This is a genomic window from Nocardioides sp. (genome assembly GCF_031397825.1).
Lineage (GTDB): Bacteria > Actinomycetota > Actinomycetes > Propionibacteriales > Nocardioidaceae > Nocardioides.
In genome coordinates this window covers 1-26,437 of sequence record NZ_JANNML010000148.1, presented here as the reverse complement: position 1 = coordinate 26,437, position 26,437 = coordinate 1, and the positions used below count along the sequence as shown (strand labels likewise).

The 26,437-nt window shown below is 72.4% G+C and carries 22 protein-coding genes; 10 read left to right on the top strand and 12 right to left on the bottom strand.

The annotated features are described in order from the left end of the window. Window positions 1-37: 37 nt before the first annotated feature. Together RMN98_RS13065 and RMN98_RS13060 are read right to left on the bottom strand one after the other, a co-directional pair. Window positions 38-958, bottom strand: coding sequence for a diacylglycerol kinase family protein (locus RMN98_RS13065; RefSeq protein WP_309649250.1), 921 nt, complete (start codon window positions 956-958; stop codon window positions 38-40). Continuing rightward, on the bottom strand, window positions 955-2,535 hold the full coding sequence (locus tag RMN98_RS13060; RefSeq protein WP_309649249.1) for an FAD-binding oxidoreductase: 1,581 nt from the start codon (window positions 2,533-2,535) through the stop codon (window positions 955-957). Before RMN98_RS13060 ends, RMN98_RS13065 begins: the two co-directional genes overlap by 4 nt. 17 nt (window positions 2,536-2,552) lie before the next feature. Between RMN98_RS13060 and RMN98_RS13055 the strand changes: the two genes are divergently transcribed. From RMN98_RS13055 to RMN98_RS13035, 5 genes are all read left to right on the top strand, one after another. Continuing rightward, window positions 2,553-3,155, top strand: coding sequence for a helix-turn-helix domain-containing protein (locus tag RMN98_RS13055; protein WP_309649248.1), 603 nt, complete (start codon window positions 2,553-2,555; stop codon window positions 3,153-3,155). Next, window positions 3,152-4,735: a glycerol-3-phosphate dehydrogenase/oxidase gene (locus tag RMN98_RS13050; protein ID WP_309649247.1), complete on the top strand. Its 1,584-nt coding sequence runs from the start codon at window positions 3,152-3,154 to the stop codon at window positions 4,733-4,735. The genes RMN98_RS13055 and RMN98_RS13050 overlap by 4 nt, the downstream gene beginning before the upstream one ends. Window positions 4,736-4,880: 145 nt before the next feature. After that, a complete protein-coding gene (locus RMN98_RS13045; protein ID WP_309649246.1) occupies window positions 4,881-5,915 on the top strand; it encodes a sigma-70 family RNA polymerase sigma factor in 1,035 nt (344 codons plus the stop codon). Next, a complete protein-coding gene (locus tag RMN98_RS13040; RefSeq protein ID WP_309649245.1) occupies window positions 5,912-6,541 on the top strand; it encodes a maleylpyruvate isomerase family mycothiol-dependent enzyme in 630 nt (209 codons plus the stop codon). The genes RMN98_RS13045 and RMN98_RS13040 overlap by 4 nt, the downstream gene beginning before the upstream one ends. Window positions 6,542-6,551: 10 nt before the next feature. Beyond that, the gene (locus RMN98_RS13035) at window positions 6,552-7,574 is read left to right on the top strand and encodes a LuxR C-terminal-related transcriptional regulator (RefSeq protein ID WP_309649244.1); all 1,023 of its coding nucleotides are present in this window, start codon (window positions 6,552-6,554) and stop codon (window positions 7,572-7,574) included. A gap of 7 nt (window positions 7,575-7,581) precedes the next feature. On the opposite strand, the gene RMN98_RS13030 is transcribed toward RMN98_RS13035, so the two are convergent. After that, a complete protein-coding gene (locus tag RMN98_RS13030) occupies window positions 7,582-8,913 on the bottom strand; it encodes an MFS transporter (RefSeq protein WP_309649243.1) in 1,332 nt (443 codons plus the stop codon). Between the two features lie 205 nt (window positions 8,914-9,118). Here RMN98_RS13030 and RMN98_RS13025 point away from each other — a divergent pair, with 205 nt between their 5' ends. Beyond that, the gene (locus tag RMN98_RS13025; RefSeq protein ID WP_309649242.1) at window positions 9,119-10,096 is read left to right on the top strand and encodes a hypothetical protein; all 978 of its coding nucleotides are present in this window, start codon (window positions 9,119-9,121) and stop codon (window positions 10,094-10,096) included. Window positions 10,097-10,120: 24 nt separating this feature from the next. On the opposite strand, the gene RMN98_RS13020 is transcribed toward RMN98_RS13025, so the two are convergent. The 9 genes from RMN98_RS13020 to RMN98_RS12980 form a co-directional block, all read right to left on the bottom strand. Next, entirely contained in the window at window positions 10,121-11,578 is a 1,458-nt protein-coding gene (locus RMN98_RS13020; RefSeq protein WP_309649241.1) for an NAD-dependent succinate-semialdehyde dehydrogenase, read from the bottom strand. Between the two features lie 157 nt (window positions 11,579-11,735). After that, window positions 11,736-14,459: a LuxR family transcriptional regulator gene (locus RMN98_RS13015; protein WP_309649240.1), complete on the bottom strand. Its 2,724-nt coding sequence runs from the start codon at window positions 14,457-14,459 to the stop codon at window positions 11,736-11,738. A 73-nt stretch (window positions 14,460-14,532) separates the two neighbouring features. Continuing rightward, a complete protein-coding gene (locus RMN98_RS13010; protein WP_309649239.1) occupies window positions 14,533-16,440 on the bottom strand; it encodes a penicillin-binding transpeptidase domain-containing protein in 1,908 nt (635 codons plus the stop codon). A 299-nt stretch (window positions 16,441-16,739) separates the two neighbouring features. Further along, window positions 16,740-18,554, bottom strand: coding sequence for a DEAD/DEAH box helicase (locus tag RMN98_RS13005; RefSeq protein ID WP_397209557.1), 1,815 nt, complete (start codon window positions 18,552-18,554; stop codon window positions 16,740-16,742). Window positions 18,555-18,576: 22 nt separating this feature from the next. Continuing rightward, window positions 18,577-19,002, bottom strand: a complete 426-nt coding sequence (locus RMN98_RS13000; protein WP_309649237.1) for a hypothetical protein — start codon at window positions 19,000-19,002, stop codon at window positions 18,577-18,579. Further along, window positions 18,999-20,411, bottom strand: a complete 1,413-nt coding sequence (locus RMN98_RS12995) for a hypothetical protein (RefSeq protein ID WP_309649236.1) — start codon at window positions 20,409-20,411, stop codon at window positions 18,999-19,001. The genes RMN98_RS13000 and RMN98_RS12995 overlap by 4 nt, the downstream gene beginning before the upstream one ends. A 72-nt stretch (window positions 20,412-20,483) precedes the next feature. Further along, complete coding sequence (locus RMN98_RS12990) at window positions 20,484-21,053, bottom strand: hypothetical protein (RefSeq protein ID WP_309649235.1); 570 nt, start codon at window positions 21,051-21,053, stop codon at window positions 20,484-20,486. Between the two features lie 30 nt (window positions 21,054-21,083). Further along, entirely contained in the window at window positions 21,084-22,901 is a 1,818-nt protein-coding gene (gene glmS / locus RMN98_RS12985) for a glutamine--fructose-6-phosphate transaminase (isomerizing) (protein WP_309649234.1), read from the bottom strand. A 9-nt stretch (window positions 22,902-22,910) separates the two neighbouring features. After that, window positions 22,911-23,174 (bottom strand): hypothetical protein, encoded by a 264-nt coding sequence (locus RMN98_RS12980; RefSeq protein ID WP_309649233.1) that lies wholly within the window; start codon window positions 23,172-23,174, stop codon window positions 22,911-22,913. A 300-nt stretch (window positions 23,175-23,474) separates the two neighbouring features. On the opposite strand from RMN98_RS12980, the gene RMN98_RS12975 reads away from it, so the two are divergent. The 4 genes from RMN98_RS12975 to RMN98_RS12960 all read left to right on the top strand — a co-directional run. After that, entirely contained in the window at window positions 23,475-23,636 is a 162-nt protein-coding gene (locus RMN98_RS12975) for a hypothetical protein (protein WP_309649232.1), read from the top strand. Between the two features lie 45 nt (window positions 23,637-23,681). Next, the gene (locus tag RMN98_RS12970) at window positions 23,682-24,857 is read left to right on the top strand and encodes an acyl-CoA dehydrogenase family protein (protein WP_309649231.1); all 1,176 of its coding nucleotides are present in this window, start codon (window positions 23,682-23,684) and stop codon (window positions 24,855-24,857) included. Between the two features lie 104 nt (window positions 24,858-24,961). Continuing rightward, window positions 24,962-25,531: a YceI family protein gene (locus tag RMN98_RS12965; protein WP_309649230.1), complete on the top strand. Its 570-nt coding sequence runs from the start codon at window positions 24,962-24,964 to the stop codon at window positions 25,529-25,531. Between the two features lie 92 nt (window positions 25,532-25,623). Further along, on the top strand, window positions 25,624-26,437 hold an 814-nt coding region (locus tag RMN98_RS12960; RefSeq protein ID WP_309649229.1), incomplete at its 3' end, for a GNAT family N-acetyltransferase.

The window sequence follows — 26,437 nt, the reverse complement described above, 5'->3', positions numbered from 1 at the left end:
CCCCCACCGGCAGGTCGAAATCGTGCCGCACTTTCCGTCAGGCGATGACTGCCAGCGCCCCGGGCAGGATCTCGATGCACGCAGGAGCAGCCGCGATGCCCGGCAGGACGCCGAGAGGCTCACCGTCGCCACCGACGGGCACGGGCACGCGGGCGTCGGCGGAGACCTCGACGCGGCGACCGGTGAGGACGGTGACCTGGTCGAGCTCGACGTGGCGACCGTCGTAGACCTTCGGGAGCGAGCGCATCAGGTCCAGCTTGCCGGCAGCCTCGATGACGACCACGTCGAGCAGGCCGTCGTCGAGGGTGGCGTGGGGCGCGATCTTCATTCCCTTGCCGTAGTAGGCGGAGTTGGCGACGACCACGTTGGCGGCTGCGAAGGTGTGCTCGGCGCCGTCGACGACCACGCGGTAGCGCGCCGGGGTGTAGGTCGCGAGGGCGCGCAGCGCGGCGTAGGGGTACTGCAGCTGCTTGGGCAGCCAGTGCGCGCGGTCCACGATCTCGCCGGCGCGGGCGTCGACGCCGGAGTAGACCGACCCGGCCACCCGGCGGGGACCCGCGTCGCCGAGGGTGAGGGAGAGCAGGTCCACCCGTCGTACGACGCCCTCGAGCAGCAGCCGTGCCTGGTCGCGGGGGTCGTCGGGGACGCCGAGCATCCGGGCGAAGTCGTTGCCGCGGCCGGCCGGGAGCAGGCCGAGGGTGCCGCCGCGCAGGGACACGGCGCCGGCCAGCGAGGAGAGCATGCCGTCGCCGCCGACGGAGACGACCACGTCGCCGCGGTCGACCGCCGCGCCCACGAGGGCGTCCATCGCCTTGGGGCCGGGTGAGTAGGTGACGTCGACGCGGCAGCCGGCCTCGCGCAGCTGCTGGGCGACCGGGACGACCGCGTCGGGTGCGGCGCCGCCACCGGAGGCGGGGTTGACCAGGAGCGTGAAGTTGCGGAGGTGGACGGCGTTCACGGGATGAGCACCCCCGGGTTGAGGATGCCGGTGGGGTCGAGGTCGGCCTTGACCGCGCGCAGGATCGACCCGCCGAGCTCCCCGATCTCCTGGGTCAGCCAGGGCCGGTGGTCGCTGCCGACGGCGTGGTGGTGGGTGATCGTGGCGCCGACGGCCATCATCGCGTCGCTCGCGGCGGCCTTGGCTGCGAGCCACTGCGGCAGCGGGTCGGCCGCCTCCTTGGTGGCGACGGTGAAGTAGAGCGAGCAGCCGGTCTCGTAGACGTGGGAGATGTGGCAGAGGACCAGCGTGCCCTCGCCGAGCGTGGTCTCCAGCGCCGCCTTGACCGCGGAGTAGAGGCGGTCGCGGTTGGACCAGAAGGTCGCGGTCTCCATCGTCTCGACGAGCACGCCGACGTCGAGCAGCGAGTCGCGCAGGTAGGGCGCGTTGAAGCGGCCGTGGGCCCACGCCTGGCCCGGCGCCTCGCCGAGGCAGGTGCCACCGAGATCCTCGAGGACGGCGGTGACGGCGGCCCGCTTGGCGGCGTTGGCCGCGGGCTCGCCCTCGTAGCCGGTGATCATCATGCAGCCGCCGGCAGCCTCGCCGCCGATCTCGTCGGGCTTGGCGAGGTTGATCGCGGTCTCCGACTCGTCGGAGAGCCGCAGCACGGTCGGGAGCAGCTGGCTCTGGGCAAGGGTGCGCATCGCGTCGGCGCCGGCCTCGAACGACGGCCAGCTCCAGCCCTCGTAGACCTTCTCGGCCGGCAGCGGTCGCACCCGGACGGTCACGGCGGTGATGACGCCGAACGCGCCCTCGGACCCGAGGAGCACCTGGCGCAGGTCGGGGCCGGCGGCGTTGGCCGGTGAGCTGCCGAGCACGAGCTCACCACGGGGGGTCGCGACCCGCAGGCCGACGACCATCGCGTCGAAGCGGCCGTAGCCGGCGCTCGACTGGCCGCTGGAGCGGGTGGCGGCGAAGCCGCCGATCGTGGCGTACTCGTACGACTGGGGGTAGTGCCCCAGCGTCAGCCCCTCCTCCGCCAGCAGCGACTCCGCCTCGGGACCGCGCAGGCCGGGCTCGAGGGTGGCGGTCATCGAGACCTGGTCGACCGCGAGGAGCTGCTTCATCCGTACCAGGTCGAGCGACACCAGGCCGGCGTAGCCCTCACGACGCGCGACCAGCCCACCGGTGACGGAGGTGCCGCCCCCGAAGGGGACGACCGCGAGGTGGTGCTCGACCGCGAGCGCGAGGACGGCGGTGACCTCCTCGTGCGTCGAGGGGCGGCAGACGGCGTCGGGGGCGTCGCTCAGGTCGCCGCTGCGGGCGCGCAGCAGGTCGGGCGTCGACTTGCCGCGGGTGCGCAGGCGGCGGACCTCGTCGTCGACGAGCACGTGCTCGGGGCCGACGACGGCACGCAGTGCCTCGAGCAGCGCGGGCGCCAGCGCACCGGCGGGCGGTGCGTCGGCGGGCGTGGCGGGCCGCTCGTCGATGCCGAACGCCATCTCGATGAGGCCCCGGGCGGCCTCCGGGAGGGCGGTCGCGGCGTCGGGGCTGCCCCAGCGGTGGGGGTGCATCTCGGTCTGCACGAATCGGGTCATGTGTTACAGTGTGACATATGACGTCACTTCGTAACAACCCCTCGGAGACGAGCGAGCCGGGGGACGCCTACCTCGACGCCGCCCGCGCCTGCATCCTCGACGTCGGCTGGCGGCGAACGACGCTCACCGAGGTCGCGCGCCGCGCCGGGGTGTCGCGGATGACGATCTACCGCACCTGGTCCGACATGCCTCAGCTGCTCGGCGACCTGATGACCCGCGAGTGGACCGGCGTCGTGCAGTCGGCCGTCGCTGCGGAGGACCCGGGCCAGCCGGCCGTCGAGAGGATGGTCGAGGGCATCGTCGGCACTGTGCGGGTGCTGCGCGACAACGAGCTCTTCGTGCGCATCATCGAGCTCGACCCCGAGCTGATCCTCCCCTACGTCTTCTCCCGCCGCGGCCGTTCGCAGGACCTGATCCTGTCGATCACCGCCGACGCGATCGCCACCGCGCAGGCCGCCGGCGAGGTCCGGCCGGGCAACCCGGTCGCCATCGCCCGCGGCCTCCTGCTCGCGGCCCACGGCTTCGTCCTCTCCGCGCACACGATGGTCGACGACGACGTCACGGCCGACGAGATCGACGCCGAGCTGTCGCTGCTCCTGACCCGGGTGCTGCGCCCGTGAGTCCCGTGACCACGCCGGTCATCACCCCGGTCATCACCCCGGGCCTCGCCGACGCCCCTGCCGAGGTCGACCTGGTCGTCATCGGACTCGGCGTCACCGGCGCCGGCGTCGCGCTCGATGCGGTCACCCGCGGCCTCACGGTGCTCGCCGTCGACGCCCACGACCTCGCCTTCGGCACGTCGCGCTGGTCGTCCAAGCTGGTGCACGGCGGCCTTCGCTACCTCGCCAACGGCCAGATCGGCGTCGCCCACGAGAGCGCCGTCGAGCGCGGGATCCTGATGGAGGTCACCGCTCCCCACCTGACCCGCGCGATGCCGATGCTGGTGCCGCTCGGCTCCTCGATGACCCGCAGCCAGGCCGCGCTCACCCGGGCCGGCCTGATCGCGGGCAACGTGCTGCGTCGCGCCGCCCGCACCGACGCCGAGACGCTCCCCTCCCCACGCCGGTTGTCGGCGACCGAGGTCCTCGCGATGGCACCCGCCCTGCGCTCGGCCGGCCTGCGCGGCGGCCTGCTCTCCTGGGACGGCCAGCTCGAGGACGACGCCCGCCTGGTGACGACCATCGCGCGCACCGCGACGTCGTACGGCGCCCACGTCCGCACGCACGCCCGCGTCCTCTCGGCGACCGGGACGTCCGTGGAGCTGCGCGACGAGCTGACCGGCACCGTCTCGACGGTGCGCGCCAAGGCCGTCGTCAACGCCACGGGCGTCTGGGCCGGCGACCTTGTCGAGGAGGTGACGCTGCGACCGAGCCGGGGCACCCACCTGGTGCTGCGGCAGGAGTCGCTGCCGGGGCTGACCGTGTCGGTCTTCGCACCGATCCCCGGGGAGAGCAACCGCTTCGTGCTGGTGCTGCCCCAGGCCGACGGCACGGTCTACGTCGGGCTCACCGACGTGCCGGTGGAGGGCGAGATCCCCGACGTGCCGGAGCCCTCCGAGCCCGAGATCGGCTTCCTTCTGGACGTCGTCTCCGCCGCCTTCTCCCGCCCACTGCACCGCTCCGACGTGGTCGGCGCCTATGCCGGGCTGCGGCCGCTGCTCGACAGCGCGGACGGCTCCACGGCCGACCTCTCGCGCAAGCACGCGGTCCTCACCAGCAGCACCGGGGTCATCACCATCGTCGGCGGCAAGCTGACCACCTACCGGCAGATGGCCCAGGACGCCGTCGACGCCGCGGTCGCCGGCTCTGGCCTGGTCGCCCGGGCCTGCCGCACCAGGACGCTGCCGCTGCTCGGCGCGGCCCCACGACCCGTGCTCGCCTCGCTCGAGGCGCCGCCCCGGCTGGTGCGGCGCTACGGCACCGACGCCGACCTGGTCCTCACCTCGGCCCGCGAGGTCAGCGGGCTCAGTGACGACGAGCTGCTCGCGCCCGTCTCGGAGCGGATCCCGGTCACCTTGGCCGAGCTGATCTTCGGGGTGACCCACGAGGGCGCTGCGGACGTCGCCGACCTGCTGGACCGTCGCACGCGGGTGGGCCTGGTGCCCGAGGACCGCGCCCTCGCCGTGCCCCTCGCCGAGCGAGCCCTCAGCCTGGCAGGGCGGCCCGGTCGCGGAAAGTACGGCACGTTCTCGACCTCCTGAGCCCATCGGAGCGTCGAAAACGTGCCGTACTTTCCGGGCCGACGATGACTTTCCCGGTCGACGCCGGTCTGTGTGGGAGGCAGACTGGCGCGAAGCATCGGGCAGGGGAGCAGGCATGGGTGGGACGGCAGTGAGGACAGGACCGATGGACGGCACGGCGCGCACGACGAGCACGGCGGTCGACGTCGAGGAGAAGAAGGCCGAGCTGGCCGACTTCGACGGCCTGACCGAGCGCCACCAGCGCGAGCTCCTCGCGCACTGCTACCGAATGAGCGGGTCGGTCCATGAGGCCGAGGACCTGGTCCAGGAGACGTTCCTGCGGGCGTGGAAGGCCAGCGCGGCGTTCCAGGGCCGGTCCTCGGTGCGCACCTGGCTCTACCGCATCGCCACCAACGTCTGCCTGACCAACCTCGAGGGACGACCGCGCCGGCCGCTGCCGACCGGGCTGGGCACCAGCGACTCGCTGGCCGGCGACGCGCTCGAGGAGAACCACGAGATCGCCTGGCTCGAGCCGATCCCCGACGCTGCCGTGCTCGTCGCCGAGCGCGACTCGATCCGCCTCGCCTTCGTCGCGGCCCTCCAGCACCTGCCGGCCCGCCAGCGTGCGGTGCTGATCCTGCGCGACGTGCTGCGCTGGAGTGCGGCGGAGGTCGCCGAGGCCCTCGACACCACCCCCGCCGCGGTCAACTCCGCCCTCCAGCGCGCGCACGCGCAGATGGCCGAGCGCGGCCTCACCGAGGACACCGTGGAGCCCGACCTGAGCGCGGCCCAGGCCTCGCTGCTCGAGCGCTACGTGGACGCGTTCTGGCGCAAGGACGTCGACACGATCGTCAGCATGCTCACCGCCGAGGCCGTCTGGGAGATGCCGCCCTTCGTGGGGTGGTACCTCGGTCGCGAGCAGATCGCCCAGCTCATCGGCGGCCAGTGCCCCGGTGGTTCCTACGACATGCCGATGATCCCGACCGTGGCCAACGGCCAGCCTGCCTTCGGGCTCTACATGCGCACCCCCGACGGCAGCTTCCTGCCCTTCCACCTCCAGGTGCTCGAGCTCGTCGGCGACCAGGTGCGCCACGTCGGCGCCTTCTTCGACGTGTCGCTCTTCGAGACGTTCGGGCTGCCCTCGCACCTGCCCGCCGACTTCGTGCCGACGCCTGCGGCCACGACGACCGCTGCCACATGAGACGTCGGCTCGCGCCGCTCCTCGGTCACGACGGAGCCGTCGAGCTGCTGGACCGGTCCCTGGCCTACACCCGGGTCGCCCTGGCGGCCGTCACCGACGACCGGCTGGGGGCCCGGACGCCCTGCGAGGGGTGGGACCTGGCCCGGCTGCTCGCCCACATGGAGGACTCGCTCGACGCGTTCGGCGAGGGAGCCACGGGGCGGGTGCGGCTCACGACCACGACGCCTGCCGACGTACGCGTGCGGACGCTGCAGCAGAAGGCCTGTGCCCTCCTGGGCGCCTGGAGCCTCGAGGTGCCTGCGTCGGTCACGGTCGGCGGGCGCGCGCTCGACACCTCCGTGCTCGCGCTCGCCGCGGCGCTCGAGATCACCGTCCACGGCTGGGACGTGGCGTGGGCCGTGGGGCTCGACCACCCCGTGCCCGACGCCCTCGCGCTGCAGCTCGAGCCGGTCGCGCAGACCCTGGTGACCCTCGCCGACCGGGGCACGCGCTTTGCCGTCGCGGTCCCCGTGGACGGCCGGTCCGGTGCCTCCGCACTACTGCTGGGGCACCTCGGGCGGCGGATGACTGGTCCACCGGGACAAGAAAATGCCAAACCCGATGCGGGCCCGCAGATCGCTTCCTAGCCTTGCCCGCATGTCGTCACCAGCCGCATCCCCGGCGCCCGTCAACGCACCGGTCACCCGTCTGGCCGTAGCGGCGGTGCAGGTGCAGGAGGGCGCGATCACCACTGCCCTCGGCGCCCTCGACAACCTCGCCATCGACGCCGGCGCCCGCGCCCAGCTGGGACGGACCGATGAGGTCCGGATGCTCGCGCTGCTCGTGGAGTGCCGCCTGGCCCGGGGTGACATGAGCGAGGCGATGGACTTGGGCGACGAGCTCAGCTCCTGCCTGGCGGAGCCCGACCAGGGCGTCCTGGCCGTCGCGCTCGCCCACCACGCCCTGGGGGAGATCGCCGGGGCGCTCGGCGACCCCCAGCTCGCCGCCACCCACTACCTCGCCGCCGGCCGCGCGCTCCAGGACGATCCCGAGCTGCCCGAGAGGAGTCGGCCGCCGTGGCGGGCCGGCAAGGCCCTCGTGCTCGTGCGCATCAACCGGGCCCGGGACGCCTCCGTCCACGCCACCGAGCACCATGCAGCCGCGGTCCGCGACGGATCGCCGTACGCCGTCGCCCACGCGCTGCGCGTCCTCTCCGCCACCCAGGCCGGCGCCGAGCGCGTGGCCCTCCTGCGGGAGGCGCGCGCCGCCCTCGAGCCGGTGCGCGCCGAGCGCCTCGCCGCCCAGATCGACGCCGACCTCGCCGGGCTCCTGATGCTCACGCCGACCCCGGAGCTGGCCGCCGAGGCCGTCGCGCTGCTGCGGCGCACCGAGATCTACGCCGGTCGTCAGGAGCTGTGGCCGCTCCAGGGTCGCGTGCGACGGATGCTGGACCGACTGGGCGAGGCGCCGTTGCGCGTCACCTCCGAGGCACTGGCCCTGCTGACCGTCACCGAGCGTCGCGTGGCCGCCCTGGCCGCCACGGGGCTGACGAACCGGCAGATCGCCGAGGAGCTGCTGGTCTCCATCAAGGCGGTCGAGTGGCACCTGTCGCGCACCTACCGCAAGCTCGGCATCTCCTCACGCTCCGCCCTGACGCTGATCTTCGGCATCCCTGCCTGAGCGCTGCTCAGTCGCGCAGGGGGTGCGCGATCTCATCGGCCGGCAGCTTGGCCCACACCGTCGCCACGACCGCGGCGATGCCGGGGACGACGGCGGCGATCAGGAACGTCGTGCGGATGCCGATCACCTCGGAGACGGGACCGGCCAGCGCCATCGACACCGGCATCAGGCTGATCGAGACGAAGAAGTCGAGCGAGGCCACGCGACCGAGCATGTGCGCGGGCACCCGGCGCTGGAGCAGCGTGCCCCAGATGACCATCGGCGCGGAGAACATCGCGCCCAGGACGAACGCGGCCGCGACGACCTGCCAGACCGCGGTCGCGATGCCCATGACGAGGAAGGGCAGGCAGCCGACGCCCCACATGACGTTCATGACCGTCAGGTAGCGGCGGGGCATCGGGAACGACGCCATCGCCAGTGAGCCGAGCGCCCCACCGATGCCGAAGGCCGCGAGCACCAGCGCGTGGTCGCCCGGGCCGCCGCCGAGGCGGTCCTTGATCAGGAACGGCATCAGCACCTCGAGCGGCCCCATGATCGCCAGGATCATGATCGACGCGAAGAGCAGCGTCGCCAGCAGCCACGGCGTGCGCACCATGTAGATGAAGCCCTCGCGCATGTCGGCGAGCGCCGAGGTGGGGCCCTGCGCGGGCTCGCCCTCGGCGGTCGGGGCACGGCGTACGGCGGTCTTGGGCACGGCGGTCAGTGCCAGCAGTCCCAGGGCGGTGCCGACCGCCGCGACGGCGACGGCGGCGCTGGAGCTGGCGACACCGACGATCGCGCCGGCGACCCCGGGACCGATCGCCTGGGCCAGGGTGGGGCGCACCATGCCCTCGAAGCCGTTGACCGCCATCAGGTCCGACTCGGGCACCAGGGCCGGCAGCCACGCGGAGTAGGCGGGGTAGTAGAACGCCATCGCCATGCCGAGGACGAAGGTCACGACGCCGAGGTGCCACACCTGGGTGAGGTCGGCGAACGAGAGGACGGCAACCGCCGTCATGCCGGCGGCCTCGAGGGCACCGACGAAGAGCAGGATCGTCTTCTGCGGCACCCGGTCGGCCACGACCCCGGCCAGCAGCGCCGGGATGAGCACCCCGACCGCACCGGCGGTGGTGACGAGCGAGAGCTGTCCGGGACCGCCGCCGATCCGGATGACCTCCCACACCAGGGCGACGATCCACACCCCGCCCGCGAACATCTGCAGGACGAGCGCCACCGCGAGGCGCCGGTAGGCCGCGTGCCGGAACGGCGTCAGGGCGCGTGGCAGCCGCCGCCCAGGCTGCTCCGACTGCTCGCCGGGTGGGGACTGGGGCTGCCCGGTCTCGTACACCTGCTCGGTCATCTCACGCTCCTCGACGTCGAGTCTGACGGAAGAGACCGACAGTCTCGACCGAATTCATCGCCCCCCGGTGCCGAGTCGGCGCGATGTTGCACGCGCTGCAACACTGCGCCGACTCGGCGACAAGGGTGAGGACCGGCTCCAGGGGCAACCTCAAGGTTGCAACAAGTCGAGGGCCACCGGCTCAGCCGCGTGCCACACTCGCCGGATGGCGATCCCGGGGGGCGGGCGCGCGAGACGGTGCGTGCTCGCGCTGACCCTGTCGACCGCCCTGGGAGCCGCGCTGAGCTCCTGCAACGCAGACATCGACCAGGCGCAGAGCGTCCAGACCCGGATCGGCCGCATCCCCGGCATCGCCGCCACCGGTGTCTCACCCCCGTCGGGCGCCCGCGCCGGTGCGATCTCGGTCGACCTCGAGGAGGGGCTCACGGTCGCCGAGGTCCTCACCGTCGTCGGCTCCGTCGCTCGCGCCGCCGAGACCGAGGACTACGTCGACTACCGACTCACCCTGCGCGAGGAGGGTGACCGGGGCGGCGACCAGAGCACCCTCGTCGTCGACGGCGACCTCGCCCTTGGCAGGCGCGCGGACGCGGTGGTCACCCAGTGGCGGCGCCTCGAGAGCGCCCTGCTCGGCACCGTCACCTACACCCACCAGCCCGACGCGGAGACGATCACGGTGACGACCCCCGGCGGCCTCCTCCACGACGTGGTCGAGGCGGCCCGGATCGGCTACGGCACCGCGGCGACGACCTGGCGCTTCGCCGACGGCGGATCGACGTACGTCGACGACGGGCGGATCGGTCCGCGCGACGTGCTGCTGGTCCAGCGGGTCCAGCGCACGGTCGCCTCTCCCAGCCTGCCGCTCGCGGCCCCCGGCTGGCGGCTCGGGACCCACGACGCCCAGGTCCTGCTGGACCTGCCCGTCGCCGTGACCGACCCGGTCGACCCCGCTGACTTCACCCTGCGCACTTTCGCCCGACCAGTGCGGCTGCTGGTGGAGGCGGCCGTGGACGCCCTCGACGTCCCCGGTCGGGACCTGGTCGTCCGGATCCTCCACGACGACGACGTGGTCGGCTGGTGGGGCTCGGCGCGGCCGGTCGTCCGCGGCCGCGACCCGCTCCACCGGGGCTGGGACGTGTGGCTCGGCACGGTCGCCGGCCGGGCGCTGGCCGGCGACCCCTCCTGAGCCCGCCTTCGTGGCGGGGTCGGCTCAGTCGGCGGGCAGGGCGACGTAGGTCGTCTCGAGGTACTCCTCGATGCCCTCGAAGCCACCCTCGCGCCCGAAGCCGCTGGCCTTCATGCCCCCGAACGGCGCCGCCGGGTTGGAGATCAGACCGGTGTTGATGCCGACCATGCCGAAGTCGAGCGACTCCGCGACCCTGATGGTGCGGGCCAGGTCGCGGGTGTAGACGTAGGACGCCAGCCCGTAGTCGGTGTCGTTGGCGCGGCGGATCGCCTCGTCCTCGCTCTCGAAGGTCGTGATGGGGGCGACCGGACCGAAGATCTCCTCGACGTTGATCGCCGACTCCGGGTGTACGTCGACCAGGACGGTCGGCGGGTAGAAGTAGCCCGGGCCCTCCGAGACCGTGCCACCGGTGACGACCGTGGCGCCGTCGTGGATCGCGTCGGTGACGAGCTGGGAGACCGACTCGACCGCCTTCTCGTCGATGAGCGGCCCCACGTCGACCCCCTCGTCCTGGCCCCGGCCGACGGTGAGCGCTCCCATGCGAGCCCCGAGCTTCTCGGCGAACTCCGACGCCACGGAGGCGTGCACGAGGAACCGGTTGGCCGAGGTGCAGGCCTCGCCCATGTTGCGCATCTTGGCGATCATCGCGCCGTCGACGGCAGCGTCCACGTCTGCGTCCTCAAAGACGACGAAGGGTGCGTTGCCGCCGAGCTCCATGCTCACGCGCAGCAGCTGGTCGGCCGACTGGCGCACCAGCACGCGACCCACGCCGGTGGAGCCGGTGAAGCTGACCTTGCGCAGCCGGTCGTCGGACATGACGGCCTCGCCGACCTCGCCCGCGGCGGTGGTCGTGACGATGTTGAGGACCCCGTCGGGCAGGCCGACGTCGGCGAGCAGCCCCGCGAGCGCCAGCATCGTCAGGGGCGTCTGCGCGGCAGGCTTGATCACCATCGTGCAGCCAGCGGCGATCGCCGGTCCGATCTTGCGGGTGCCCATCGCCAGCGGGAAGTTCCACGGGGTGACGAAGAAGCACGGTCCGACCGGCTTCTTGATGGTCAGCAGCCGGCTGCCGCCGGCCGGGGCCTGCATCCAGCGACCGTGGATGCGGACCGCCTCCTCGGCGTACCACCGGAAGAACTCCGCGCCGTAGGTCAGCTCTCCCTTGGCCTCCGCGACGGTCTTGCCCATCTCGAGGCTCATCAGCTCGGCGAAGTCGTCGGCCTGCGCGGTCAGCCGCTCGAAGGCGCGTCGGAGGATCTCGCTGCGCTCGCGCGGCGCCGTCCCGGCCCAGTCGGCCTGGGCCGCGACGGCGGCGTCGAGGGCGTCCATCGCGTCGCCCGCGGAGGCGTCGGCGACCGTGGTGAGCACCGAGCCGTCGGCCGGGTCGACGACGTCGAACCGCTCTCCTCCGGCAGCCTCCTGCCAGCTCCCGCCGATGAGCAGCTGACGGCGGTCGGGGGGCAACAGGTCCAGTCCAGTCATGCCCTCCAGCCTGCCATCTCCTGTAACTCCGCGAAACGGGTGACGCGCCTTGTGTCAGGGCGTAATATCTTCCTTGTCGACTTCGGAGGGAGCACCTAGAAGTAGACGCCGAGGACCCCTTGCCGACCCCATGCGGCGAGGGGTCCTCTTCTTCTCCTCACGTCACCGCCTGGCCGGCCACCGGACCCAGCAGCGTCGCCAGCTGCGTGCGTGAGCGCACGCCGAGCTTGCGGTAGACGCGGGTGAGGGTCGCCTCGACGGTCTTGACGCTGACGTAGGTCCGCTCGGCGATCTCACGGTTGCTCGCACCGGCGGCGACCTCGTGCGCCACGCGGGCCTCCGCCGGCGTGAGCTGGTCGAGCAGGCCCACCGGCACCGCAGCGCGGTCAGCGGGCGTCCCGCCTCGCACCTGCGCCACCCAGGAGCCGGCATGCAGGGCGCTGAAGACGGCGTCGGCGCGCTCGAGTGCGGAGCGGGCGGCCGCGACGCGGCGCCGCCGCCGCTCGAGGTGGGCCCGGGTCACGAGGCTGCGGCCGACGTCGACGCGCATGCCGAGGTCGGCGCAGATCTTGGCCGAGCGGTCGAGCACGACCTCCGCCCCTGGGAGGTCACCGCGCGCGATGAGCAGCTCGGCCTCGGCCCGGTCGAGCGTCGCGGCCACCCCGTCGGTGCCGGGACGCGCGTCGAGGACGTGACGCGCCGCCACCAGCGTCGCCTCGGCGTCGTCGAGCCTCCCCAGCAGCACCAGGGCGCTCACGAGGTCGGCCTGCCACCGGTTGATGGTGGGGTCGGCGATGCCGTGCTCACGCTCGAGGTCGCGGATCCGGGTGAGGGCGTCGCGGGCACCACCTGCGTCCCCGGAGCGCAGCAGCGCCTGCCCGAGCAGCACCAGGTGGCGTTGGAGGTAGCGGTTGTCGCGTCCCTCGTCCGCGGCCGCCGCGCCGCGGGCGGCCAGGGTCCGAGCCCGCACGAGGTCGCCCCCGACGATCTCGGCCTGGGCGGCGATGAACCACCCGGTGTGGGCGCTCAGCCCGAGCTCCTCCCCCACGCGCACGGCCCTCTCGGCGTAGGCCGTCGTCTCGCGACAGCGGCCGGCGCGCGCGCCGACCTCCACCAGGCAGCGCAGGACGTGGACCTGGTCCATCCCCGGAGCGCGCTCGACGTGGGCCAACAGCCGCTGGAAGCCCTCCCAGGCCTCGTCGAGCCGGTCGTCGTAGAACGCGAAGCGCGCTGCCATGTAGTCGGGCGAGGTATGCACGTAGCCGGTCGGCGTGGGCACGCCGAGGGCGACCGCACGGGCGAGGTGGGGAGCGTGGGGCAGGCCCAGCCAGCGCCGCGAGACCGCGAGCAGGGTGAGCGCGACGGCCAGGTCGTCGGTGTCCCCCGAGGCCTCGAGCAGGGTGACCGCCCGCTCGGCCGACCGCGCCGACTCGGCGGGGCGGGACTCCATGAGGGCCATCCGCGCCCTCTGGAGCAGCACCATCGCGACCAACCGGTCGTCGTCGCGAGCATCGGCCAGGGCAGCGGTGAGCACCTCGTCGAGGACAGCCGGCCCACTGCCCGCGAGCTCGGGGATCGCGAGCCGCACCCGCACGGCCTGGGCCCGGCTGCCGGGGCGCTCGAGGACCTCGGTGATCCCGCGGTGCAGCAGGTCGACGTGGTTGCCGGGAGCTGCCGTCTCGACCGCGGTGACCAGCCACTCGGTGCGCTCCCCCGCGAGGTCGCAGGGCGCCCGGTCGGCAGCCAGCAGGTAGAGCTCGGCCGCGAGCTCACGCCCGCCACGCGTGGCCGCCTCGTGGGCGGCGGCGCCCAGCGCCCGGGCCAGGTCTGCATCGGGGCGGGGATCGGCCAGTGCCCGGTGCCGCAGCCGCTCGCCCGGAGTGACCGCGACCCGGGCGAGCTCGAGGTGGAGGGCGGAGCGCTCCGCGGCCGGGATGGTCTCGACGACCACCGCCCGCAGCATCGTGGGGGCGAAGCGCACCGTGTCGTCGGCCCGGGTCACCAGCCCGGCCAGCTGTGCGCGCCGCAGGTGTTCCCCGCCCTCCAGACGACCGGCCCGCTCCAGGTGGCGCAGGGTCGGTCGGTGCAGGAGCGCAACGGTGCGCAGCGTGTCGCGTACGTCGTCGGGCTGGGCCAGGAAGCGGTCTCGCAGCACCCGCTCGAGGCTGGTCGGCAGCGGCGTGGGGCGGCCGAGCAGCGACGGTGTGGTCCCGAGGGCACCGGCGAGCGCCAGCGCGAGGGACGGGATGCCACCCGACTCGACGTAGATCTTCTGCGCCACCTCGGCACGCAGGCCGTGCGCACAGAGCAGGTCGACCATGTCGTCGGCGCCCAGGGGGGCGACCTCGACGTGGCAGAGGCCGGAGACGTCGATCTCGGCATTGTCGCCGACCCCGGTGGCGACGGCCACGCTCACCCGCCCGCGCAGCCGCCGACGGGCATAGCCGACCACCCGCGAGGACTCGGCGTCGAGCCACTGGACGTCGTCGAGGAGGAGCAGCACCGGCTGCTCCTGCGACCAGCTGTCGAGGGCCGCGTGGAAGCCCGCGGCCAGGTCGGAGCGCAGCTCGTCGGTGACGTCGAGTCCGACCAGGCCGGCCTCGACGCACCCCCGCACCCGGTCGGGGAGGGCCTCGACCAGCTCCGCGGGCAGCTGCGCCATCAGGTCGCGCAGGGCGGCGAAGGGCAGCGCGTGCTCGTCGACCGCACCGCCGGCTCGCAGCGAGACCGCGCCCCGGTCGCTGCGGTAGCGGTCCTCGATCAGGTCGAGCAGCGCACTCTTGCCGACACCCGAGGGTCCGTGGAGGGCAACGGAGTCACCCCGATCGAGGAGACCGAGGATCTCCGTGAGCAGGGTGAGACGGCCGTGGACCCGAGACATCACCTCCAGGGTACGGGGCCCGGGGCCGACCGGAACAGGGCCGAGCGGTCACGAGCCCGTGAAGAACTGGTGCTCAGCGGGCGGCGCGCAGGAAGGCTTCCAGGATCGGACCGGCCGTCCGTGAGCCCGAGGCCCCGACCTCCACGAAGACGGCCACGGCCAGGTCGCCCTGGGCGGCGATCATCCAGGCGTGGGTCTCCAGGCGACCCCCGCGTTCGAACTCTGCGGTGCCGGTCTTGGCGATGACCTCGGGTCCGGGCACGTCGAGGAGGCCGGCCCCGCTGCCGCTGGTCACGACGCTGCGCAGCATGCTGCGCAGCTGACCGGCCTGGGTGCCGGTGATCGGCTCGACGTCGGGCGGGGTCACGTCCACGGCCGGCACCAGGCTCGGGATGACCAGGTCGCCGCGCTGGATGGAGGCGATGACGGTGGCCATGATCATCGGCGAGGCGAGGATGCGGCCCTGGCCGATGAGGTTGGCGCCCTTCTCGGTCTCGGACGCCGCGGGCTCGACCTGGCCCAGGTAGGCCGGGAAGCCGAGGTCGTGGTCGATGCCCATGCCCAGCGCCGCGGCCGCGTCGAAGAGGTCGAGCTCGCCCAGCTTGCCCCGCTGGGAGATGAAGGCGGTGTTGCAGGAGTTGGCCAGCGCCGTGCGGAAGGGCACCTGCCCCAGCGCGCTCGCGGGGTAGTCGGAGTAGTTCTTGAAGGACTTGCCGTCGACGTTGATCGTCGGCGTGCACGGCACGACCGTGTCGGGTGTCAGACCGGCCCGCAACAGCGCGAGGGTGCTGACGCTCTTGAACGTCGATCCGGGGGCGAACTGGCCGAAGGTCGCGATGTTGAGCCCCTGGGTGCCGGGCCCGTTGGCGGCCGCGAGGATCGCGCCGTTGCTGGGGCGGATCGCCACGATCGCGCTCGAGGGCGCGACGTCGGCCAGCAGCCGCTCGGCCTCCACCTGGAGGTCGAGGTCGAGGGTCAGCTCGAGGGGCGTGCCGGTCTCGCCGTCGACCCGGAAGACCTCGCGCTCGACCCCGTCGGAGGAGACGGCGTTGACGACCGCGCCGGTCGTGCCCTGGAGCTGCTCGTCGTAGCGCGCCTGCAGTCCCGACAGCCCTGCCTGGTCGCCTGGCTGGTAGCGCTCGGGGTCCTCCTCGACCATCTCGGCGGTGACCTCGCCGACGGTGCCGAGGATCGGGGCGGCGAACTCACGCGTCGGGGCCAGGGGGACCTCGTCGCCGATCGCCCGCGCCCCCGTGATCTGGTCGAAGAGCCGACCGACGTCGGCCGGCACCTCGTCGGCGCGGTAGACGATGGCCTCCACGAAGGCGAGCTCGCCCGCGGCCTCGACCCGCTCGACGTACGACGCCGCGTCGATCCCGATGAGTCGCGCCAACCGCTGGGCGGACTGCCCGGCCCGGGCCGTCGGCACCATCGAGCGGTCGATGCCGAGCCGGACGACGGGTCGCGCTGTGACCAGCGCGAGCCCGCGAGCGCCGGTGATGTCGCCCCGGGCGGCGCGGATCGGGGTGAGGTCGAGCGTCGTGGCCCCCGCGAGGGAGGGCTCCACGACGTTGCGCTCCCACACGACCCGCCACTCCTGGTCGACCAGCGCGAGGCTGGCCTCGCTGTCGTAGGTCCACTCGGTCCCGCCGAGGACCGGCCACGACCACGTCAGCGTGGCCACGGCCCGGTCGCCAGCGTCCCCGTCCCCGTCCACGACGTCGACCGCTCCGGCCTCGACCGTGGGCTGGAGGTCGCCCATGCCCTCCACCACCTCGGCGTAGTCGGCACCCACCTGCTGCGCCGTCTGCTCGACGAAGGGCACGTCGGCCAGCTCGCCCGAGACCAGCCCGGACGCCAGCGCGGCCACGGTGTCGTCGGGTGTGGGGCCGCCCCCGCCACCGTCGTCGCGGTCGTCGGAGGAGGTGCAGCCGGCGGCGAGGAGCACGAGCGCGGTCAGGCCGGCCAGTCGGAAGCGCATGGTCCCTTCTATCAGCCGGCGCCGACGGTGCTGCGCCCGTGGGGGGCTGCGGGCGGCGGTCGCGGAGCCTCGGGGATCGGGTCGTGTGCCGCTCGCAGCGCTCGGCCGCGCACTGCGGCACACGAGTCGAGCGCCGCGGCCGCCCGGTGGCCCGCCCCGCCCCGGAGCACCGGGTCGTGTGCCGCTCGCAGCGCTCGGCCGCGCTCTGCGGCACACGACTCGAGCGCCGCGGGGGGACGTCGAGCCTCACCGAGCACGCGAGACCGCGAGCCCAGCGATCGTGGGACGAGGAGTCGCTCCTAGGAGTCGGACTTCTTGTGGCGCGGCTTCTTGACCGGACGCTCGTCGTCGCCACCGGAGGCGGGACGAGACGAACGCGTCGGACCACCGTCCTCGGCCAGCTCGATGAGCTTGCCGCTGATGCGGGTCGACTCGAGCTTCTTCCAGACCTCGGCGGGCAGGTCGGCCGGCAGCTCGACGAGCGAGAAGTCGGGCCGGATCTGGATGTGACCGAAGTCGCCGCGGCTCAGGCCGCCCTCGTTGGCGATGGCGCCCACGATCTGGCGAGGCTCGATCTTGTGGCGCTTGCCGACGTTGATCCGGTAGGTCGCCATCGGCACGTCCGGGTTGCCGCGAGGCCGGCGCTCGGGGCGCTCGCCGCGCTGGGGCCGGTCGCCACGCTCGGGACGGTCGGGACGCGTGCTCCTCTCGCGCTCCTTCTGGGCGGCGCGACGCTCGACGGCGGGGTCGAGGAGCAGCGGGGTGTCGCCCTGGAGCACGATCGCCAGCGCAGCCGCGACGTCGACCTCGGGCACGTCGTGCTCACGCATGTAGTGCGTGACGACGTCGCGGAAGAACGGCACCGACTCCGAGCTCAGCGCGGTGGTGATCTGGTCGTCGAACCGCGCGAGGCGCGTGACGTTGACGTCCTCGGCGGTCGGCAGCGACATCTTGGTCAGCGGCTGACGGGTGGCCCGCTCGATGTGCTTGAGGAGGTACTGCTCGCGCGGCGTCACGAACGAGATCGCGTCGCCCTTGCGCCCCGCGCGACCGGTGCGGCCGATGCGGTGGACGTAGGACTCGGTGTCGGTGGGGATGTCGTAGTTGACGACGTGGCTGATCCGGTCGACGTCGAGGCCGCGCGCGGCGACGTCGGTCGCGACGAGGATGTCGAGCTTGCCTGACTTGAGCTGGTTGACCGTGCGCTCGCGCTGGGCCTGGGCGATGTCGCCGTTGATGGCAGTGGCGGAGAAGCCACGGGCGCGGAGCTTCTCGGCCAGCGTCTCGGTCTCGTTCTTGGTGCGGACGAAGACGATCATGCCCTCGAAGTTCTCGACCTCGAGGATGCGCGTGAGGGCGTCGACCTTCTGCGGGTAGCTGCAGATGAGGTAGCGCTGGGTGGTGTTGGCCGACGTGGTGGTCTTGTTCTTGACCGTGATCTCGACCGGGTCGTTGAGGTACTTCTTCGACAGGCGGCGGATCTGCGGCGGCATGGTCGCGGAGAACAGCGCGACCTGCTTGGTGTCGGGGGTGTCGGCGAGGATCGTCTCGACGTCGTCGGCGAAGCCCATGTTGAGCATCTCGTCGGCCTCGTCGAGCACCAGGAAGCGCAGCTCGCTCAGGTCGAGCGTGCCCTTCTCCAGGTGGTCCATGATCCGGCCCGGGGTGCCGACGACGATGTGCACACCGCGACGCAGCGCGCTGAGCTGGACGCCGTAGGCCTGGCCGCCGTAGACCGGCAGGACGTGGACGCCGCGGGTGTGGGCGGCGTACTTCTCGAACGCCTCGCAGACCTGGAGCGCGAGCTCACGGGTCGGGGCGAGCACGAGGGCCTGCGGCTTCTTCTGCTTGATGTCGAGCTGGTCGAGGATCGGCAGCGCGAAGGCGGCCGTCTTGCCGGTGCCCGTCTGGGCCAGGCCGACCATGTCGTTGCCCGCCAGGAGGGGCGGGATGGTGGCGGCCTGGATGGCCGACGGGCTCTCGTAGCCGACGTCCTTGAGGGCCTTCAGGACCGAGTCGCCGAGGCCGAGCTCGGCAAAGGTAGGCGTCTGGACGGCTTCGGTCTGTTCGGTGCTCACGGTACGACGGTAGTGGTTGTGTGACCCCGCACCCATTTCCTTGGCGCGGAGGCGTTGGTCACTCCGGTCGTACGTCGGCCTCCGCGGCCTCCACCTCGGCGAAGCGGAGGCGGGCTGCCGCCGCGTCCACCGTCTGCTGCTGCACCACGTCGAGCACCAGTGCCCGACCCCCCGCCTCGGCGCCCGGATCGGTCCAGACCTGTTCCCACGTGATCCGTCCGGCCGCGACCCGGTCGTGCAGCGAGCGCCGATCCAGCGAGGCCTCGGGATCTCCGGTCAGCCGGTCGAGGAGGTGCCGCGTCGACTCGTCGAGACCGTCGCGCACCTCCTCCTCCCGGGCCCGGGCGACGTGCTCGGCGACCCTTCCCAGCGCGGCCTCGAGACCGCGGGTCGCGACCTGGAGCTCCTGGCGCTCCAGCACCTCCGCGGTCGTGTCCTCCGGTGGGGTGGAGGCGTCGAAGAACCCCGGCGGCAGCTCGGTCACGCGAGCGTCCCGGTGCCGCCGTAGGTGCTCGAGCCCTCGTCGCCGTAGACACCCTCGAAGGGACCCGGTGCCATCAGCACGCCGTCGTCGTCGTCGTCATCGTCCGTGGTGTCGGTGTCAGCGGCGTCGTCGGAGTCCTCGTAGTCGTTGTCGCCCAGGTCCTCGAGCTCGCCGTCGAGGGTGTCGGTCCCCTCGCCCTCGGGGCTGCCGAAGTCGGCCACGTCCCCCAGCGCGTTCTCGATGTCGCTCAGGTCGCTCGGCAGGTCGCCGAGCGGGACCATCTCGCCGATGACCGGGAGGTTCTGCACGACCTCGAGCAGCTCCCGGAACTTCGCGAGGCGGTCGGCCTGGGTCTCGGCCCAGGCCTGGATCTCGTCGACCAGCGCGAAGCAGTCGTCGATGATCGTGCGGACCTCCTCGATGTCGTCGAGGATGTCCTGGATGATCGCACCCTTGGTGCGCGCGATGTCGACCGCCAGGAGCACCCAGCCGAGGCCGGGCACGAATCGGCTGGCCACCTTGGAGCTGAGCTTGGCGAGCTTCTTGCCGAGGATGACGAGCACGTCCTCGACCTCGACCGCGATCCGCTCCGACATGGTCGCGATCTGGGTGAAGACCACCGAGCCCTCTCCGATGCCCTTGCCCACCAGGGCCATGACGGCGTGGTAGAGGTTCAGCTGGGCCACCAGGCCGAGGCTCGCCTGGCCCTCGAGGGCCAGGAAGACCTTGCCGGAGAGCTGGCTGAAGTTGCCGCCCCACTGCTGCATCGCGCCGTCGACGATCTGGCAGGCCGAGGCGTTGGCCTGGATCTGGGCGTAGTTGGCCGACAGCGGGAAGACGATGTAGTCGCGCAGGCTGAGCTCGCTGAGGCGCGGGACGCCCACCCCGCACTTGTTGATGAGGTCGATGCCCCAGTTGATGGTGTCGCGGGCGCTGTCCCAGGTGGCGGAGGCCGCGTCGAAGGCGTTGTTGTGGTTGAGGGTCTCGCTCCCGGGCTCGGGGTCGGTCAGCGCCGCACCGAGGTCGGCGATCTCGAAGACCTCGATGTCGACGTCGATGGGTGCCGGCAGCAGGTGCGAGGGGACGCCGGACCCGCGGTAGTGGGTGAAGACGTGGTTGATCTCGCCGTCGCGCATGTCGATCGCTCGGGCAGAGGTGTGCACGGCGTCGCTGACGCCCTGCCAGCGCTCGTTGAAGAGCTGGCGCATGTCGTCGAAGTAGCCCGCCACGAGGGGCAGCGCATCGCCGATCGGCTTGAGCGCGCAGGAGTCGTAGGCGAAGCCGCTGGGGTCGCAGACCTTGTCGCCGAAGTAGACGTCGATCTCGAACGCCTGGTCACCGACCTTGTTCATGGCGGCGAACATCCGCTCGAGGTTGCCCCACTCGATGGTGATCTGTCCGCCGGTCATGTCGGTTCCTCTCGGTCCTGGATGCTGCAGGAGGCCTACCCCAGGGATGCCGGGGACAAACGGCGAGGGCGCTCAGCCGGCGTACGCCGCGGCGACCTGGGTCGCGATCTCGACGAGCTGGCCCTCGGGCCGGGGGTCGCCCAGTCCGTTGCCGGTCGCCTCGACCACGAGCAGGCCGGCGTCGACGACCGTCACGACCCGGGCGAGGGGCTGCCCGGCGAAGTCGCCGGTCATCAGGACCGCCTCGACCCCACCGAGGTCCAGCGGCTCCTGGGCGAGCCCGGGGTCGGACTCCTCCTCGACCAGCTCGGCGAGCGTGCGGTCCGGCTCCTGGAGGCTCCACCCGAGCAGCAGGCTGTCGTCGGGGTCCACCCGTGTGCCGCACACCGTGCGCAGCCCCTCGGTCGTCGGGCCGGTCACCACCTGCGGCGTCCCGGCCGCGTCCGTGAGCTGCTCGTCGGTCACGACGTCGCAGGGTGGACCCGCGGCGTCGGCCGGCTCCGCCCCGGCCGTTCCGCTGGGAGGTGCCGACGAGGAGGGGTCAGCGGGAGCCGGGTCTGCCGCCACGTCGTCCTCGCCGCACCCGGTCAGGGTGAGGGCGAGCACGACCGCGGCGGACAGGGTCATCAGGGAGCGACTCATGCGGCGAGTCCTACCCACCCGCCGGGGGGATCACTCCACCGTGACGCTCTTGGCGAGGTTGCGGGGCTTGTCGATGTCGTGGCCGAGCACCTGGGCGGCGTGGAAGGCCAGCAGCTGCAGCGGGATGGTGAGCAGGATCGGGTCCAGCTCGCGCTCGTTGCGTGGCACGTCGATCCGTCGGCAGGGCACCTCGCCCAGGTCGACGTCGGCGTGGGTGACGACGACCAGCGGGCCTCCGCGGGCGGCGATCTCGTGCAGCGCCCCCACGTTGCGGTCGGTCAGCTCGTCGGCGGGGACGATCGCGATGGTCGGGACCTCGGGCGAGATCAGTGCGAGCGGCCCGTGCTTGAGCTCGGAGGTCTGGTAGGCCTCGGCGTGGCGGTAGCTGATCTCCTTGAACTTCTGGGCGCCCTCCCGCGCGACGGGGAAGCCCCGGACGCGACCGACGAAGAAGAGTGACTCGGCGTCGGCGAGGTCGGTCGCGAGGTCGGCGAGGGCGTCCTCACCGTCGAGGACCTCCTGGATCTGCTCGGGCAGGCGTGACAGCCCCGCGATGAGCCGCTTGCCGTCGGCGATCGACAGGTCGCGCACCCGACCGAGCTGGAGGGCCAGCAGCGCGAAGCCGAGGAACATGTTGGTCAGCGCCTTGGTGCTCGCGACCGCGACCTCGGGCCCGGCGTGGAGGTAGATGCCGCCGTCGCACTCGCGCGCGATCGCACTGCCCACGACGTTCACCAGGCCGATCACCCGTCCACCCTTGCGGCGGATCTCCTGCACGGCGAGCAGGGTGTCGATGGTCTCGCCGGACTGGCTCACCGCGACGTAGAGCGTGTCGGGCTCGATGACCGGGTTGCGGTAGCGGAACTCGCTGGCCGCCTCGGCGTCCGCGGGGATCCGCGCGAGCTCCTCGACCAGCGAGGCGCCCATCTGGCCGACGTAGTAGGCCGACCCGCAGCCGAGGATCTTGACCCGCTTGATCGCCCTGGTCTCCCGGGCGTCCATGTCGAGACCACCGAGGTGGCCGGTGCCGAAGCGCTCGTCGAGCCGGCCCCGCAGCACCCGCTCCGCGGCGGAGGGTTGCTCGAGCATCTCCTTGCGCATGAACGAGTCGTGCTCGCCGGCGTCGTAGGAGCTGGGGTCCACGTCCACCTCGGTGGCCTCGCGCGCGATCCGCGTCAGGTCCTGGCGGTACGTCGTGAAGCCGGTGGCCGTCAGGGTCGCCATCTCGCCGTCGTCGAGGTGGGCGACCGTGGTCGTGTAGCGGACCAGCGCCCCCAGGTCCGAGGCGACGTGCATCTCTTTGTCACCGACGCCGATGATCAACGGGCTGCCGTTGCGGGCCACCACGATGCGGTCGGGGAAGTCGGCGTGCAGGACCGCGATGCCGTAGGTGCCCTCGATCGCGGCGAGCGCCTCGGCGACCCGCTCCTCGAGGGTGTCCGCCGTGGAGCGCGCGACCAGGTGGGCCAGCACCTCGGTGTCGGTGTCGCTCGCCAGGTCGACGCCGTCGTCGGTGAGCTGCTGGCGCAGGGTGGCGGCGTTGTCGATGATGCCGTTGTGGACGACCGCCACGTCGCCCTTGGCGTCGACGTGGGGGTGGGCGTTGACGTCGTTGGCCGGGCCGTGGGTCGCCCAGCGGGTGTGGCCGATGCCGGCCTTGCCGGTGAAGCGCTTGGGCAGGTCGGCGCCGAGGTCACGCACGCGTCCTGCCTTCTTGGCCACCCGTAGCCCGGAGCCGAGGACCGCCAGGCCCGCGGAGTCGTAGCCGCGGTGCTCCAGCCGCGCCAGGCCCTCGAGCAGCAGCGGTGCTGCCTGTTGGGTGCCGATGTAGCCGACGATGCCGCACATGGGGGTGTCCTATCCGTAGATGACGCGGCGCAGCTGCCGCTCGGTGAGCCGAGGTGCGGCGACCACGCGGTCGGCCAGCTCCTCGGCGATGCGGGCGAAGATCTGGGGGTTCCTCGCTCCGTAGGTCTTCAGCTCGGCGTGCCGCCTCCGCACGTAGTCCTCGACGGGCTCGGCGTGGAACGCCAGCACGTCCTCGACCACGCGCGCCGCCTCGGCCGGGGTGAGCCCGGTGCTCGCCACCACGCGATCGATCAGGGTGGGGTCGGCCGGCACGAGAGGACTGTGCGCCGAGGGGGGAGCGAAGTGCAAGTTTCTGCCCGACATCGGGCAAGAAACTACTGCACCAGCCGAACCCGGAGGACGCGCACTGCTCTGCAGCCGGTGCTGCTGCGCGCGGAGAGGCGCGTGGGACTCCGCGCCCAACGGTCTTCCAGCGCCGGTGGAGCGCCGGGATCGATCTGAGCAGTTCTCGTAGGTCCAGGTGGGGGGACGTCGGCCACTTGGGGGAATTCTCGGATCGCCTTGTGGGGAAATGTTAGTCTTGGTGAACACAAGATGAACACGAGGTGTCTCATGTACGAATCCCAGATGACCAGCCCCCAGCTCGTCATGCGCTGGATCCCCGTCCGCAACGCCGACGGACGCACGGTCATGGAGTCGTGCTGGATCTCCGCGAGCGAGGTCGCGACCGCCACCGCCGCCCCCGAGGTCACGCACGTCGTCCACGCCGCCTGACCCAGCCACCACCGCTCCCGACCGCCGTCGGGTCATGATGGGGACGTGAGCGCTCCCCTGACCCCCCTGGCCCTGCTCGACACCGACTCGCTGATCAGCGAGGAGGACCGCGCGATCCGCGACACGGTCCGCTCGTTCGTGGACGACCGGCTCCGGCCCGAGATCGCCGAGTGGTACGAGACCGGCGAGGTCCCCGTGCGCGAGCTCGCGCTGGAGTTCGGCAAGCTCGGCCTGCTCGGGATGAAGCTCGAGGGCTACGGCTGCGCGGGCACCAGCGCCACGGCGTACGGCCTGGCCTGCATGGAGCTGGAGGCCGGCGACTCGGGCCTGCGCTCCATCGCCTCGGTGCAGAGCTCACTGGCGATGCAGGCGATCTATGCGCACGGCTCCGAGGAGCAGAAGGATGCGTGGCTGCCACGCATGGCCACGGGTGAGGCGATCGGCTGCTTCGGCCTGACCGAGCCCGACTTCGGCTCCAACCCCGGCGGCATGCGCACCCGGGCGCGGCAGGACTCCGGCGGCGACTGGATCCTGACCGGCAACAAGATGTGGATCACCAACGGCTCGGTCGCCGATGTCGCGGTCGTGTGGGCGCAGACCGAGGACAAGGTCCGCGGCTTCGTCGTGCCCACCGACACCCCCGGCTTCAGCGCGACCGCGATCAAGCACAAGATGTCGCTGCGCGCGTCGATCACCTCCGAGCTGGCGATGGACGACGTGCGTCTGCCGGCCGACGCGGTGCTCCCCGACGCGCGAGGGCTGTCCGGTCCGCTCTCGTGCCTGACCGAGGCCCGCTTCGGCATCATCTTCGGTTCGATCGGCGCCGCCCGCGACTGCCTGGAGACCACGATCGCCTACGCCCGCGAGCGGCAGATCTTCGACAAGCAGCTGGCCGCCTACCAGCTCACGCAGGCCAAGCTCGCCGACATGACCGTGGAGCTCGGCAAGGGGATGCTGCTCGCGCTGCACCTCGGGCGGCTCAAGGACACCGGCCACATCGAGCCCGCGGCGATCAGCATCGGCAAGCTCAACAACACCCGGGAGGCGCTCGCCATCGCGCGGGAGTGCCGCACGGTCCTCGGCGCGGCCGGGATCACCCTCGACTACCCGCTGATGCGCCACGCCAACAACCTCGAGTCGGTGCTCACCTACGAGGGCACCTCGGAGGTGCACCAGCTCGTCATCGGGCAGGCCGTCACGGGCGCGTCGGCCTTCCGCTGAGGGCTGTTCAGGAGGAGTTCGCCGGACCGGGAATGAAACCGGACGAGGGTCCGGTTACAGTGGTTGAGAGTTCAACCAACACCCCTGACCTCCGAGGAGACCCCATGACCACCGACTTCGACGCCGCCACGAGCGCCATCACCGACATCACCGGCGACTACACGATCGACCCGAGCCACTCGCGCCTCGGCTTCACCGCCCGCCACGCGATGGTGACCAAGGTCCGCGGCCACTTCGCCGACTTCTCCGGCACCGCCCACATCGACGCGACGACCCCGTCCGCGTCCACCGTCTCGCTGGTCATCAAGACCGCCAGCGTCAGCACCGGCAGTGCCGACCGTGACGGCCACCTGACCTCCGGCGACTTCTTCGGTGCCGAGGAGAACCCCGAGATCACCTTCACCTCGACCGACGTCTCGCGCGACGGCGACGACTGGTCCATCACCGGCGACCTGGTCATCAAGGGCACGTCCAAGCCCGTCACCATCGTCTTCGAGCAGACCGGCTCCGCGCGCGACCCCTTCGGCAACCTGCGCGTCGGCTTCGAGGGCGAGACCACCATCAACCGCAAGGACTGGGACCTCACCTGGAACGCCGCGCTCGAGACCGGCGGTGTCCTCGTCTCCGAGAAGATCAAGCTCGACTTCGACATCTCGGCGATCCGGAACGCGTGATCGCCCGCTCCTGCTGAAGGAGCACGCACGACCCCCGCGGGGCCACCGGAAAACCGGCGGCCCCACGGCGCATTTCCTGCTTCGATGACGCCATGCCCGCACCGCTCGCCCTGCCTCCCGTCCTCACCCAGCGCGCGCTGACCCTGGCCGACGCCGCCGCCGTCACCGCCGTCATGGCCGCGCAGGAGCTCCACGACGTCGGGGAGGTCGTCATCGAGGAGGCCGACATCGTGGCCGACTGGCAGCGGCCGTCGTACGACGTCGCGGCGGGGTCCGTCGGCGTCTTCCTGGCAGCGGAGCTCGTCGCCTACGCCGAGGTCAGCGGCGGCGACCGCGCCGACGCCGCCGTGCACCCCGACCACCGCGGTCGTGGGATCGGCACTGCGCTGGCGGGCTGGTTGCGCGAGCGGGCCCGCGAGCAGGGCACGCCCGTCGTCGGGATGCCGGTGCCGCAGGGCTCACCCGGCGACCGGCTGCTCGAGGAGCTCGGCTGGCAGGTGCGCTGGACCAGCTGGGTGCTCGGGCTGCCGGAGGGGGCGACGATCCCCGAGCGGCCGCTGCCCGAGGGCTATGCGCTGCGGGAGGCGACGCCGGCTGACCACGAGGCGGTGTGGAAGCTCAACGAGGACACCTTCCTGGAGTGGTCGCGCCGGGAGCGGCAGAGCCTCGCCGACTGGCAGGCCTCGGTGCCGGGCCGCCCGGGTTTCGCGCCGTGGAACCTGCGGGTCGTCACCGATCCCGCGGGAGACGTCGTGGCGCTCGCGCTGGTGCTGCTGACCGAGGAGAAGGAGGCCTACGTCGACCGGCTGGCCACCCGCGCCGACCAGCGCGGACGCGGGCTCGCCCAGGCGCTGCTCGTCGACGCCTTCGCGGCGGGGCGCACGCACGGCGCCGTGCGCTCCGCGC